The 13,321-nt window shown below is 72.9% G+C and carries 12 protein-coding genes; 4 read left to right on the top strand and 8 right to left on the bottom strand.

What is annotated here, in order from left to right:
- Window positions 1-17: 17 nt before the first annotated feature.
- Window positions 18-875 (bottom strand): type I methionyl aminopeptidase, encoded by an 858-nt coding sequence (gene map / locus ACGH7X_RS11475; RefSeq protein WP_399884321.1) that lies wholly within the window; start codon window positions 873-875, stop codon window positions 18-20.
- A gap of 58 nt (window positions 876-933) precedes the next feature.
- Between map and ACGH7X_RS11470 the strand changes: the two genes are divergently transcribed.
- On the top strand, window positions 934-1,176 hold the full coding sequence (locus ACGH7X_RS11470) for a hypothetical protein (protein ID WP_399884319.1): 243 nt from the start codon (window positions 934-936) through the stop codon (window positions 1,174-1,176).
- A 45-nt stretch (window positions 1,177-1,221) separates the two neighbouring features.
- On the opposite strand, the gene ACGH7X_RS11465 is transcribed toward ACGH7X_RS11470, so the two are convergent.
- Both ACGH7X_RS11465 and ACGH7X_RS11460 read right to left on the bottom strand, forming a co-directional pair.
- The gene (locus tag ACGH7X_RS11465; RefSeq protein ID WP_399884317.1) at window positions 1,222-2,559 is read right to left on the bottom strand and encodes an MFS transporter; all 1,338 of its coding nucleotides are present in this window, start codon (window positions 2,557-2,559) and stop codon (window positions 1,222-1,224) included.
- Window positions 2,560-2,616: 57 nt separating this feature from the next.
- Window positions 2,617-3,231, bottom strand: a complete 615-nt coding sequence (locus tag ACGH7X_RS11460) for a hypothetical protein (RefSeq protein WP_399884315.1) — start codon at window positions 3,229-3,231, stop codon at window positions 2,617-2,619.
- A gap of 130 nt (window positions 3,232-3,361) precedes the next feature.
- On the opposite strand from ACGH7X_RS11460, the gene npdG reads away from it, so the two are divergent.
- Both npdG and ACGH7X_RS11450 read left to right on the top strand, forming a co-directional pair.
- Entirely contained in the window at window positions 3,362-4,069 is a 708-nt protein-coding gene (gene npdG / locus ACGH7X_RS11455; protein ID WP_399884313.1) for an NADPH-dependent F420 reductase, read from the top strand.
- An 87-nt stretch (window positions 4,070-4,156) separates the two neighbouring features.
- A complete protein-coding gene (locus ACGH7X_RS11450) occupies window positions 4,157-4,348 on the top strand; it encodes a hypothetical protein (RefSeq protein ID WP_399884311.1) in 192 nt (63 codons plus the stop codon).
- Window positions 4,349-4,354: 6 nt separating this feature from the next.
- Here the strand turns inward: ACGH7X_RS11450 and ACGH7X_RS11445 are convergent, their stop codons facing one another.
- Entirely contained in the window at window positions 4,355-5,152 is a 798-nt protein-coding gene (locus ACGH7X_RS11445) for a site-2 protease family protein (RefSeq protein WP_399884309.1), read from the bottom strand.
- Window positions 5,153-5,355: 203 nt separating this feature from the next.
- Here ACGH7X_RS11445 and ACGH7X_RS11440 point away from each other — a divergent pair, with 203 nt between their 5' ends.
- Entirely contained in the window at window positions 5,356-8,697 is a 3,342-nt protein-coding gene (locus ACGH7X_RS11440) for a BTAD domain-containing putative transcriptional regulator (protein ID WP_399884307.1), read from the top strand.
- A gap of 5 nt (window positions 8,698-8,702) precedes the next feature.
- On the opposite strand, the gene ACGH7X_RS11435 is transcribed toward ACGH7X_RS11440, so the two are convergent.
- The 4 genes from ACGH7X_RS11435 to panB form a co-directional block, all read right to left on the bottom strand.
- Window positions 8,703-9,539 carry an ABC transporter permease gene (locus ACGH7X_RS11435; protein WP_399884305.1) on the bottom strand — a complete coding sequence of 279 codons (837 nt, stop codon included), beginning with the start codon at window positions 9,537-9,539 and terminating at the stop codon, window positions 8,703-8,705.
- Window positions 9,536-10,567, bottom strand: coding sequence for an ATP-binding cassette domain-containing protein (locus ACGH7X_RS11430; RefSeq protein WP_399884303.1), 1,032 nt, complete (start codon window positions 10,565-10,567; stop codon window positions 9,536-9,538). The genes ACGH7X_RS11435 and ACGH7X_RS11430 overlap by 4 nt, the downstream gene beginning before the upstream one ends.
- Before the next feature lie 51 nt (window positions 10,568-10,618).
- Entirely contained in the window at window positions 10,619-12,100 is a 1,482-nt protein-coding gene (locus ACGH7X_RS11425; protein WP_399884301.1) for an alpha/beta hydrolase, read from the bottom strand.
- Between the two features lie 290 nt (window positions 12,101-12,390).
- Window positions 12,391-13,266, bottom strand: coding sequence for a 3-methyl-2-oxobutanoate hydroxymethyltransferase (gene panB / locus ACGH7X_RS11420; RefSeq protein ID WP_399884299.1), 876 nt, complete (start codon window positions 13,264-13,266; stop codon window positions 12,391-12,393).
- Window positions 13,267-13,321 lie beyond the last annotated feature (55 nt).

The raw sequence follows: 13,321 nt of genomic DNA, 5'->3' as shown, positions 1-13,321 counted from the left end.
AGGTGCGTGCGACGCGGCTACGGCAGGGTCAGGATCTCGGCCCCGGAGTCCGTCACCACCAGCGTGTGCTCGAACTGCGCCGTCCGCCTGCGGTCCTTCGTCACGACCGTCCAGCCGTCGTCCCACATGTCGTACTCATGGGTCCCGAGCGTCAGCATCGGCTCGATCGTGAAGGTCATCCCGGGCTGGATGACGGTCGTCGCGTGCGGACTGTCGTAGTGCGGGACGATCAGCCCGGAGTGGAACGAGCTGTTGATCCCGTGACCGGTGAAGTCCCGCACCACCCCGTACCCGAACCGCTTCGCGTACGACTCGATGACCCGGCCGATGATGTTGATCTGGCGGCCCGGCCGGACCGCCTTGATCGCGCGGGCCAGGGACTCCCGGGTGCGCTCGACCAGCAGCCGGCTCTCCTCGTCCACGTCGCCGACCAGGTAGGTCGCGTTGTTGTCGCCGTGCACACCGCCGATGTACGCGGTCACGTCGAGGTTCACGATGTCGCCGTCGCGCAGCACCGTGGAGTCGGGGATGCCGTGGCAGATGACCTCGTTGACCGAGCTGCACAGGGACTTGGGGAAACCGCGGTAGCCGAGCGTCGAGGGGTAGGCGCCGTGGTCGCACATGTACGCGTGCGCCACCCGGTCCAGCTCGTCCGTCGTCACACCGGGCGCGATGAGCTTCGCGGCCTCCTCCATCGCCCGCGCCGCGATCCGCCCGGCCACGCGCATCGCCTCGATGGTCTCGGGCGTCTGCACCTCCGGCCCGGTGTACGGCGTCGGCGCGGGTTTGCCGACGTACTCGGGCCGACGGATGTTTCCGGGCACGGGACGGGTGGGAGACAGCTCCCCTGGAACGAGCAGCGACTGGCCAGACATGCAAGCGAGTCTAACCAGCGGGCATGGGGGAACATGTCGGTGGCGAGAGGAGCTGTCCATGGCCCTGTTCAAGAAGCGCACGGTCGGAAAGCCGGGCGAGTGGTACTACTGCCTGGAGCACCAGAAGGTCGAGGAGGGCCCGGACTGTCCGGGCAAGGACCGCTTCGGGCCGTACGCCTCCCGCGCGGAGGCCGAGCACGCGATGCAGACCGCCCGGGAGCGCAACCTCGAGTGGGAGAACGACCCCAAGTGGCACGACGCCTCGACGAAGCGAGCCGCCGAGGGCACGGACGAGGACTGATCGCCCCGGCCGCTCACTTGACCTCACTCACTCACTTACTCTCACTCACTCACTCGCGGCGGCCGCGCGCTTCTCGCGCAGCCGCACCGCGTGCTCGTTCGTCCGCACGTCGTACGTCATCATCGTCGGCAGGCACAGCGCCAGCAGCCCCACCGCGCCCGCGCACAGCAGCCCGCCCGACCACACCGACGCCCGCACCCCGGCGAGCGCGGCCGTGCCGCCCGCCCGGACCTGGCCGAGCTGCGGGCCCACCGAGTACGACAGCAGCTCGATCCCGGCGAGCCGGCCGCGCAGCTCGTCCGGGATGGTCTGGTTCCACATCGCCCCGCGGAAGATGCCGCTGACCATGTCGAAGGCACCGGCGAGGACGAAGCACAGCAGCACCAGCCACACGTTCCCGGCGATCCCCGCGGCGGCGATCGCGAGTCCCCAGCCGGCCGCCGCGAGCACCACCAGCCGCCCGTGCCGGTGCACCCGCGACGTCCACCCGCTGCTCACGCTCACCAGCAGCGAGCCCGCCGGAATCGCCGCGTACATCAGCCCGAGCGACCACTCGGCGTCCAGCTCGTCCGCCAGGAACGGCAGCACCGCGAGCGGCATCGCCAGGAACATCGCCGCGATGTCCACCGCGTACGTGCCCAGCAGCTCCTTGCGGCTCCACGCGTACCGGGCGCCCTCGGCGATCGCCGCCCACGACGGCTTCCGCGCCTCGTTCGACGCCGGCGAGGCGGCCAGACCGATCCCCAGCGCCACCGAGACGGCGAAGGTGACCAGGTCCACCGCGTACGCCCAGCCCAGCCCCGCGTAGGCCACCACCACGCCCGCCAGCGCCGGCCCGGCGACCCCGCCGACCTGCCAGCGCAGCGAGTTCAGCGAGGCGGCGGCCGGCAGGTGCTCGTGGGCCACGATCCGCGGGATCAGCGAGTCCAGGGCCGGTCGCTGGACCGCGCCGAGCGCCGAGGTGAACGCGGCGATCACGTACAGCGGCCACACGGCGGGGCTCGGCATCAGCGCGTTGGCCAGCAGGGCCGCGCACAGCACCCCCTGACCGGCCTCCGTCCACACGATCAGCTTCCGCTTGTCCCAGGCGTCGGCCAGCGCACCGCCGTACAGCCCGAAGACCACCATCGGGACCAGCTCCACCGCACCGATCGCGCCCACCGCCGCCGCCGAGCCCGTCAGCTCCTTGAGCTGCACCGGCAGCGCGACGAACGTCAGAAAGCTCCCGAAGTTCGTGATCAGACCGGCCAGCCACAGCCGGCGGAAGTCCGGGGAGGCCCGCCAGGGGGAGAGGTCGGGCAGCAGCGCGCGCCAGCCGGTGGGCGTGGTGGAGGGGTCTTCGGAAGCCGGCGGGGCGGAGTCCGCGGGGACGGTGTCGGTCACGAGGGGTCATCGTCGGACGGCGGCCGGGGCACGGGCAACAGGTTTTCCCGGTGGCCGTCACCAGCCGGACGGAGGCGGCGCCGTCAGATGGTCGGCCAGGCGGGACAGGCGGTCCCTGAAGCGCCTGCGGTGCCGGGGCGGCGGCCCCGCGTTCTCCCCGGCCGCCGCGCTGACCAGGTGCTGCACCGTGTCCAGGTCCAGCTCGGCGCCGTCCGGCACGGTCAGCGTCTCGTGCGCCATGACCCTCAGCTCCCGCTCGCCCGGCTCCCGGTCGGTGCCCAGCGCCAGCACCGTCGCCCCGGCCCGGCGGGCGTCGTGCACCCGCTCCAGGAGGTGGGCGCCGGGGTCGTCGGGCGTCACCACGAGCAGCGTCTCCCCGCGCCTGGCCGCCGCAAGCCGCCCCAGGCCCACCGCCAGATGCGCCGGGTCGGACGGGCGCGCGTCGTGCCGTACCAGCCTGGGCGCCAGCTCCGGCGTCCCCGACCAGGCGGCCTCGTCCACCAGGTGCGCGGCCAGATGCCAGGGCTCGTGCTCGGCGGTGCCCACCAGCAGCAGACCGCCCCCGTGCGGGACGACCGACCCCCGCAGCGCCCCCGCGAAGCGCCGGGTGGCGCCCAGCCACTCGGTCCCGGCGAGCACTTCCCGCAGCAGTGCCACCCGTACGGCGTCCATGGGGCCGCATCCTGCCGCAACCCGGCCCTCCCGGTCCGGTGTTCGCCGCCGATTCCCCCGACCCGGGGACGCCCGCGCCCCGCTGCGACCCGTACTTCTGCGGCGGCCGGGGCGGACGTAGGGTCGGCCCATGACCTCTACCGACAGTGCCGCACAGAAGGCCCCCGCCAAGGACCCGTGGGACCTGCCCGACGTATCCGGGCTGGTCGTCGGCGTGCTCGGCGGCACCGGCCCCCAGGGCAAGGGCCTCGCGTACCGCCTCGCCAAGGCCGGCCAGAAGGTGATCGTCGGCTCACGCGCCGCCGAGCGCGCCGAGGCCGCCGCCGGGGAACTCGGCCACGGCGTCGAGGGTGCCGACAACGCCGAGACCGCCCGCCGCAGCGACGTCGTGATCGTCGCCGTGCCCTGGGAGGGCCACGGCAAGACCCTCGAATCCCTGCGCGGGGAACTGGCCGGCAAGCTCGTCGTCGACTGCGTCAACCCGCTCGGCTTCGACAAGAAGGGCGCCTACGCGCTCAAGCCCGAGGAGGGCAGCGCCGCCGAGCAGGCCGCCGCACTGCTGCCGGACAGCCGGGTCGCCGCCGCCTTCCACCACCTCTCCGCGGTCCTCCTCCGGGACCCGGAGATCGACGAGATCGACACCGACGTGATGGTGCTCGGCGAGGAACGCGCCGACGTGGAGATCGTGCAGGCCCTCGCCGGACGCATCCCCGGCATGCGCGGCGTCTTCTCCGGCCGGCTCCGCAACGCCCACCAGGTCGAGTCCCTGGTCGCCAACCTGATCTCCGTCAACCGTCGCTACAAGGCACACGCCGGGCTCCGCGTCACGGACGTATGAGGCGATGGGGGACACTGGTGGGTGCCCGCGGTACGCACCCGTAGTACTCGCGGCCCCCGCACGTGTCCCCCGACAGGAGCCCGCATCATGCCCCGCCTCGCCCTCTACGCCCTGGCCGTCTGCGTACTCGCCGTGGCCGCCGCCGTCGTCTCCTTCGTGCGGGGCAGCGTGCTGATCGGCGTCGTGTGGGTGCTGCTGTCGGGGCTGTCGTCCAACATGTGCTGGTACTACGTCAAGCGCGGCCGCGACACCCGCCGCTCCACGTCCCTCACGGGCTGAACGGCGTCAGCCACCGACCGTGCACAGCTCGTCGGTCTGCCAGAAGCGGTACAGCTCGAAGCCGCAGTACGTGTCGACCTCGCCGATCCCCAGCCCGCGCAGGAGCGCGTCGATCACGTCGAAGAACACGCCGTTGAGCGCCGGGATCCACAGCAGCGCGAACACGATCAGCAGCCCGAACGGCGCGAGCGGCTCCACCTGCCGCCGCACGTTGTACGACAGCCAGGGCTCTATCACCCCGTAGCCGTCCAGGCCCGGCACCGGCAGGAAGTTCAGGATCGCCGCCGTGACCTGGAGCAGCGCGAGGAAGGCCAGCGCGAGCCGGAAGTCGCGCGGCACGCCGTCCAGCGCGTCCAGCCAGAACGGCGCCGTGCACACCACGGCGAACAGGACGTTCGTCAGCGGGCCCGCCGCCGAGATCAGGCTGTGCCGCCAGCGGCCCCGGATCCGGCCGCGCTCGATGAAGACGGCACCACCGGGCAGACCGATCCCGCCCATGATCACGAACAGCACCGGCAGCACGATGCTCAGCAGGGCGTGGGTGTACTTGACCGGGTTCAGCGTGAGATAGCCCTTGGCGCCGACCGAGATGTCGCCGCTGTGCAGCGCGGTACGGGCGTGCGCGTACTCGTGCAGGCACAGCGAAACGACCCACGCCGCCGTCACGAACAGGAACAGGGCGAGCCCCGGCTGCTCGGCGAACCCGGTCCAGGTGGCCCAGCCCGTGACCGCGGCGACGGCGACGATCCCGAGGAAGACGGGACTGATCCGCCGGTCACTGGGGCGGGCGGTGGCGGTGGTCATGGAACTCCCTGGCTGTCGGACACGCGCGGGCACCTGCGGGACTGCCCGACCGTACCGGGCGCACGGGGGGAACGTCTCGGGGCGGTGACCGGTTCCCCGGGAGGCGAGGGGGAGACGTCGGCCTCGTGGTGACGGCTCTCTCCCGCGGTTTGTGGCGCCGCTCCGTCAAAACCCCGTGACCGGCTCCGACGGCAGCGGGGACAATGGACCCCGTGCGCTATCGCATTCTCGGCACCACACAGGTATCCCGTCCCGACGGCACGGCCGTCCCGCTCGGCGGGGCGCGGCTGCGCGCGCTGCTGACCGTGCTCGCCCTCCGCGCCGGCCGCGCCGTGCCCGCGGGGCTGCTGGTGGAGGAGGTGTGGGGCGGCGATCCGCCCGCCGACGCGACGGGCGCTCTACAGGCACTGGTCGGGCGGCTGCGCCGGACGCTCGGCGCCGGCTCGGTCGCCTCGGCCGACGGCGGCTACCGGCTCACCGCCGCCCCGGACGACATCGACCTGCACCGCTTCGACCGGCTGGCCGGCGAGGGTGCCCGCGCCCTCGCCGACGGCGACCCCGCCAAGGCGGCCGTCGTGCTCGACGACGCCCTGACCCTGTGGCGCGGCCCCGCCCTCGCCGACCTGCCCGACCACACCGCCGAGGCGGCCCGCTGGGAGACCCGGCACCTGGACGCCCTGCGCGCCCGCCACAGCGCCGCCCTGGACCTCGGGCAGGCCGAGCACTCCCTGCCCGAGCTGACCGCCCTGTGCGACGGCCACCCCCTGGACGAGCCCCTCCAGGCCCTGCGGCTGCGCGCCCTGCGCGACACCGGCCGCACCGCCGAGGCACTGGCCGCCTACGAGGCCGTACGACTGCTGCTCGCGGACCGGCTCGGCGCCGACCCGGGACCCGAACTGCGGGCGCTGCACGGGCAGTTGCTCGGGCCAACGGCTCCAGTGCCCGCCGCGGCACCCGAGCCCGCCACGGCACCGGCCGCAGCCGCGGTGCCCGCGTCCGCCCCGGCGTCGCGACCCCGGGGCAACCTCCGCGCCCGGCTCACCTCCTTCGTCGGCCGGGACACCGACCTGGAGACCCTGCGCGCCGACCTGGCGAGCGCGCGTCTCGTCACCCTGCTCGGACCCGGCGGCGCGGGCAAGACCCGGCTGTCGCAGGAGGCCGCCGAGGGCGCCGGGGACACGGCACACGACGGCGTGTGGCTGGCCGAACTCGCCCCCGTCGACGACCCCGGCGCCGTCCCGGAGGCCGTGCTGACGGCTGTCGGCGCCCGCGAGACCGTGCTGTACGGCGCCGGCGCCGAGGAGATGCGGGCCGTCGGCGCCGACCGGCAGGCCACCGCCGTCGAGCGGCTCGTCGAGCACTGCGGCCGGCGCCGCATGCTGATCGTCCTCGACAACTGCGAACACGTCGTCGACGCCGCCGCCCGCCTCACCGAGGAACTCCTCGCCCGCTGCCCCCATCTGACCGTCCTCGCCACCAGCCGCGAACCCCTCGGCGTGCCGGGGGAGTCGCTGCGCCCGGTGGAGCCGCTGCCCGAGCCCGCCGCGCTCCGGCTGCTCGCCGACCGGGGCGCCGCCGCCCGCCCCGGCTTCCGCGTCGACGCCGACGAGGAGACGGCCGCCGCCTGCGCCGAGATCTGCCGCCGCCTCGACGGCCTGCCGCTGGCCATCGAACTGGCCGCCGCCCGGCTGCGCATGCTCACCCCGCGCCAGATCGCCGACCGCCTCGACGACCGCTTCCGCCTGCTCACCTCCGGCAGCCGCACCGTCCTGCCGCGCCAGCAGACGCTGCGCGCCGTCGTCGACTGGTCCTGGGACCTGCTCGACGAGGACGAACGCGACGTGCTGGGGCGGCTGTCCGTCTTCGCGGGCGGCTGCGACGTCGCCGCCGCCGAGGCCGTGTGCGGGCCCGCGGCCCTGGACGCCGTCGGCTCCCTCGTCGACAAGTCCCTCGTCGTGGCCGCCCCCGTGCCGGACGGGAACGGCGGCGAGGCCATGCGCTACCGGCTCCTGGAGACCGTCGCCGAGTACGCGGGGGAGCGCCTCGACGCGTCCGGCGGCCGGGCCGGCGCCGAGCGCGCGCATCTGACGTACTACCGCGAACTCGCCCGCACGAGCGACCCGTTGCTGCGCGGACCACGGCAGCTCGTCGCCATCGAACGACTGGAGCGCGAGTACGAGAACCTGCGCACCGCCCTGCGCCACGCCGTCTTCGAGCGCGACGAGCAGGAGGCGCTGTGCCTGGCGCTGTCGCTGGTCTGGTACTGGCAGATGCGCGACCTGCGGGTGGAGGCCCGCGGCTGGTTCAGCGAGGTCATGGCGCTCGGCCCGGACCCCTTCGCCGAACCGGTCCGCCCCGCCCGGCCCGTGTGGGAGCGGTGCACGGCCGCCCCGCCCCCCATGACAGGCGAGGTCCTCGCCGAGGCCCGGCGCGGCGTGCACCTGGCCCACCTCGCCTGCATGGACACGGAGCTGGACGCCTGGCAGAAACCGGCGGCCCAGCAGAAACTGCGGGTCATCGCCGCGACCTACGAGCCCGGCCTGCCGCAGACCTGCGCCAGCCCCGGCCTGCTCTGGTTCTTCGCCGTGATGCTCACCGGCGACATGGAGCGGATGCGCGAGATCATGGAAGCCACCGTGCGCACCTGCCGTCGCACCCCGGGGTACGAGTGGGAGCTGGCCGGAGCCCTTCAGATGCGCGCCAACATGCTCGCCAACCGCGCCGACTGGGCGGGCGACGCGATCCGGGACGCCGACGAGTCGCTGGAGATCTACCACCGCCTCGGTGACGCCTGGGGCACCGCCGAGGCCCTCTCCGGGCGCGCCGAGGCCCATGAACGCAGGGGCGAGTACCGGCTCGCGGCCGCCGACTACCGGGCCGCCGCGGAGCACGCCGCGTGGATCGGCGCGCACGCCCAGGTGGACGTGCTCGACGCCCGGCTCGGCAGCGTGCTGCTGGAGGCCGGCGACGCCGAGGAGGGCGAACGCATGCTGCGCGACGTGATTGAGCGCACCGCGGGCACGGGCCACAACGGCGCGATGCCGGCCGCCCGGCTGTTCCTCGCCGGCCGGCTCGGCATGACCGGCCGCACCGTCGAGGCGAGCGAGCAACTGCGGCTGCTGCGCGAGGAGTTCTCCATCGCCCACTTCGTCGTCTTCGACGCCTTCATCCTCGCCTCGGAGGCCTGGCTCGCCACGCTGGAGGGCCGGCACGAGGAGTGCCTGGCCAAAGTCCGCAACTCGATCGAGCGGTCCGAGGACCCGCTGTCCAAGGCCATCGCCCCGCACATGGGCTCCGCGTACCTGACCATCGCCGCGATGGCGCTGGCCCGGGTGGACGGCGGGCGCCGGGCCGCGGACGCCGCCCGGTGCCTCGGCGTCGCCGAAACGATGCTGCCGCCGGGCCACGTGCCGACGGGCATGGAACGGGACGTGCTCCAGCGGGCCGTCGACCGGATCCGCGAGGTGCTCGGCGCCGAGGCGTACGACGCCGCGTACGCCGAGGGCGGCCGCCTCTCTTCCCAGGAGGCCGCCGCCCTCGTCTGACCCCGTCAGGTCTTCGTACGGAACTTGTGGATGGCCACCGGCGCCATCACCGCCGTGATCGCCACCGACCAGCCGAGCGTGATCCACAGGTCGTGCGCGACCGGGCCGCCCACCATCAGTCCGCGCGCGGCGTCGGCGAGCGTGGACAGCGGGTTGTAGTCGGTGAAGGACTGCAGCCAGCCGGGCATCGACTGCGTCGGCGCGAAGATCGAGGAGCCGAACTGCAGCGGGAACAGCACCATGAAGCCCATCGCCTGCACGGTCTGCGCGTTCTTCAGGATCACACCCAGGGTGAGGAACACCCACATGATCGACGAGGCGAACACCGCGGACAGACCCACCGCCGCGAACAGCCCGGGCCAGTGGTTGATGTCGAAGCCGACCAGTACGGCGACGATCATCAGCACGGTGGTGGCGAACAGCATCCGTGCCATCTCGACCGCGATCTTCGCGAAGAGCACCGAGCCGCGCCCGATCGGCAGCGACCGGAAGCGGTCCATGACACCGGAGTTGAAGTCCTGGCTGAACCCGGTGCCGACGCTCTGGGACAGCGTCATGCTCATCATCGCGATCATGCCGGGGATCACGTACTGCACATAGCCGTCCTGCCCGCCGCCCAGGGCCTGGCCGATCGACCCGCCGAAGACGTACACGAACAGCAGGGTGAAGACGACCGGCATCAGCAGCGCGTCGAACATCGACTCCGGGTCCTGCCGGATCCACAGCAGGTTGCGGCGGATCAGGGCGCCGGTGTGCCGCACGTGCGCGCGCGGCGTGATCCGGGCGTCGGGTGTGGGAGTCACGGCGGGGGAGGGGGCGGGGGCGGTGGTGGCGGCGCTCATACGGCGACCTCCTCGCGGGCGTCGTCGGTGGCCGGCGCGGGGTCCTGCGGGGCACTGGCGCGGTGGCCGGTGAGCGACAGGAAGACCTCGTCCAGGCTGGGCAGTTCGGTGGTGATGGAGGCGATCGTGATGCCGCGCGCGGTGACCGCGCCGACCACGGCGGTCAGCTGCTCGTCGCTGAGGATCGGCACCAGCACCGCGTCGCGCTGCGTGTCCACCGTGGAGCTGGCGAGCCCGGTGATGCCCAGCTCGTCCAGGAAGGCGGCGAGCGGGCGCAGCTGGAGCGGGTCGGCCGGGCGGACCCGCAGGGTGCGGCCGCCGACCTTGGACTTCAGCTCCTCGATGCCGCCGTTCGCGATGACCTTGCCGCGGTCCACGACGGTCAGCTCGGAGGCGAGCTGCTCGGCCTCCTCCATGTACTGGGTGGTGAGCAGCACGGTGACGCCGTCGCCGACCATGCGCTTGACCTCGTCCCACACCTCGTTGCGGGTGCGCGGGTCCAGGCCGGTGGTGGGCTCGTCCAGATACAGCACGGCCGGATGCCCGATCATGGAGGCGGCCAGGTCGAGACGGCGCCGCATGCCGCCGGAGTAGGTGGACGTGGGCCGCTTGCCGGCCTCGGTGAGCGAGAACCGCTCCAGGAGTTCGTCGGCGCGGGTCCGCGCGGCCCGGCGGGGCAGGTCGAGCAGCCGGCCGATCATGTAGAGGTTCTCCCAGCCGGGGAGCTTCTCGTCCACGGACGCGTACTGGCCGGTGAGCCCGATCACCCGCCGCAGCTGCCGCGGCTGCCGTACGACGTCGTAGCCGGCGACGTGCGCCTGACCGGAGTCCGGTGTGATGAGGGTGGACAGGATGCGGACGAGGGTGGTCTTGCCGGCGCCGTTCGGCCCGAGCACGCCCATCACGGTGCCCTCGCGCACATCCAGGTCGACGCCGTCCAGTGCCTTGGTCTCGCCGTAGTGCTTGACCAGCCCCCGCACGGTGACCGCGCTGTCCGCGGCCGGGGGGTTGTCGTCGATTCGCTTCATGGGCAAGACGTTGTCACCCCCCACCGACAAACCGCCGACATCCCGCCGACATCAGCTCGGGTGCGACTCCGCCGCGCAGGCCAGGTCGGTGCGCGGACGCTCCCCGGTGACCAGGGAGTGCGTCGTGGCGTCGTTGAGGCACCGGTTCTTCAGGAAGAGGTAGGCAAGGTGTCCGCCCTGATCCGCGGTGATCATCCGGGCCCGCTCGCCGAAGGCGCGGCGCAGCGCACGGGCGCCGGACAGCGGCGTCGACGGGTCGCGCAGGTTCTGCACGATCAGCACGTTCGACGGTCCTCGGTCGGTGATCCTCACCGGGGGCTCGAGCGGCTCGGTCGGCCAGAACGCGCAGGGCCAGATGTTCGCGGCGGCCGCGCCGAACATCGGATGGCGGGCACGGTCGATCTCGACGTTGCGCTGGTACGTGGCGACCGACTCAGGCCAGTCGCGGTCGTTGCAGAGCACGGCGAGCTGAGAGGCGACGGCGTTGTCGGCCGGCTCCCGGGGCGGCGCCGGCGGGGAGGCCGGCGGGAGGGGCCCTCCGGTCGCGACGGCACGCCAGATCGAGGCCAGTTCGGGCAGCCACTGGTCCAGGTAGAGCTTCTCGAACGTGGCCTTGCGGAACCGCTTGCCGTCGAAGCCGTCCGGCCTCGGCTCCGCGTCCAGCCGGGCGGCGATCTCGAAGTACTTGCGCCTGATCTTCTCCACCGAGGTGCCGAAGCCGTACTCGGGATGCTCGGAGAGGTACTTCGCGAAGTCCGGGAACCTGTCCTCGACACCCTCGCCGAAGCCGCGCGAGGCCGACGGGCCGCTGCCCTGCGGGCCCATCGCACTGTCGAGGACGATCCGGTCGCCGCGGCGCGGGAACAGCGTGGAGTAGACCGCGCCGAGATAGGTGCCGTACGAGATGCCGAGGTAGGAGATCCTCGGCTCGCCCAGCGCCGCGCGGATCCGGTCCATGTCACGCGCGGTGTTCGCCGTGCTGATGTGCGGCAGCATCGGCGCCGTCGCCGCCGAGCCGCACTTCTTCGCGACCCCGGCCGCGTACTCGGCCTGCTCGGCGACGTCGGCCGGGTCCAGCGCGTACTCGGGGATGTTCGCCGTCGCCGTCGCCTCACCCTCCAGGCCGCAGGTCACCGGAGAGCTGTGGCCGACCCCGCGGGGATCGAAACCGATCACGTCGTAGGTGTCAAGGACGCTCTGCGGCACGCCGTAGTACTTCAGCACCAACGGGTAGTTCAGGCCCGGTTCGCCCGGCCCGCCGGCGTTCGTCAGCAGCACGCCGCGGCGCTTGTGCGGGTCGGCGGCGGCCATCCGCGAGATCGCGATGTCGATCTTCTCGCCTTCGGGCTCGCGGTAGTCCAGCGGCACCTCGAGCGTGCCGCACTCCAGTCCCGGCAGTGAGGTGCCGTCCGGGCACTCGCCCCAGCTCACCCGCTCGGGCGACGCGCGCGGCACCGTCTCCGCGGCGGCTCCCTGCCAGGTGAGAAGCGCCACCATGACGGTGGCGAGAGCGGCAACGGCGTACTTTCGCATGCACGTGCTCCTTCTGATGAAGGGGCGGCCCGCCGCCCCGTCGACCTGGTGAACGAGTCTGTCCGCGCGGCGCGTCGGGCACGTCGGCCCCGCGGCCGGAGACGTCCTGGACCAAGGGCGAAGGGGCGGTTCGACTCAGGTCCAGTGCGTATCGGCCCGTGGTCTGACGACAAGGACGACAAGGACGACAAGGGCAACAAGGACGACAACGGCGAAAGACCGGGCACGCAAAACCGCCGGCCCCGCCGACGGGGGAAGATCGGCGGGGCCGGGGATCGTACCGCGGTGGCTCAGTGGACGGAGTGCTCCTCCTGCGGGAACGTTCCGCCGACGACGTCCTCGGCGTACGCCTTCGCCGCGTCGCCCATCACCTTGCGCAGGTCGGCGTACTGCTTGACGAACTTCGGCATCCGCCCGCCGGTCAGCCCGAGCATGTCGGTCCACACCAGCACCTGAGCGTCCGTGTCCGGACCCGCCCCGATGCCGACCGTCGGGATGTGCAGCGTCCGGGTCACCTCGGCGGCCAGCTCGGCCGGCACCAGCTCCAGGACGACCGCGAAGGCGCCCGCGTCCTGCACCGCCTTGGCGTCGCGCAGCAGCTGCTGGGCCGCCTCCTCGCCCCGGCCCTGCACCCGGTAGCCCATGGCGTTGACGGACTGCGGGGTGAGGCCGATGTGCGCCATCACGGGGATGCCGGACTCCACCAGCAGCTCGACCTGCCGGTGCGAGCGCTCGCCGCCCTCCAGCTTGACCGCCCCGACCCCCGCCTCCTTCACCAGCCGGGTCGCCGAGCGCAGCGCCTGCACCGGACCCTCCTGGTAGGAGCCGAAGGGCAGGTCGCCCACGATCAGGGCGCGGCTGGTGCCCCGTACGACGGCGGCCGAGAGCATCGTCATCTCGTCCAGCGTGACGGGCACGGTGGTCTCGTAGCCGAGGTGGCAGTTGCCCGCGGAGTCGCCGACGAGCATGACCGGGATGCCGGACTCGTCGAAGACGGACGCGGTCATCGCGTCGTACGCGGTGAGCATGGGCCACTTCTCGCCGCGCTCCTTGGCGGCGGCGATGTCCCGGGCGGTGATACGACGGTTGATCTTGCCCCCGTACAGCGCCCTGCTCCCGTCGGAGGGCGTGCGCTGCGGCGTCTGGGCAGCCGAAAGCTGCGTCATGGCAACGGCTCCTTCATGTCATCTCGAGGCACCCTCACGGCGTCCCCGGATCCCT

It is taken from the genome of Streptomyces sp. BBFR51, from assembly GCF_044591655.1.
Lineage (GTDB): Bacteria > Actinomycetota > Actinomycetes > Streptomycetales > Streptomycetaceae > Streptomyces.
This window is presented reverse-complemented; position numbering and strand designations above follow the sequence as displayed.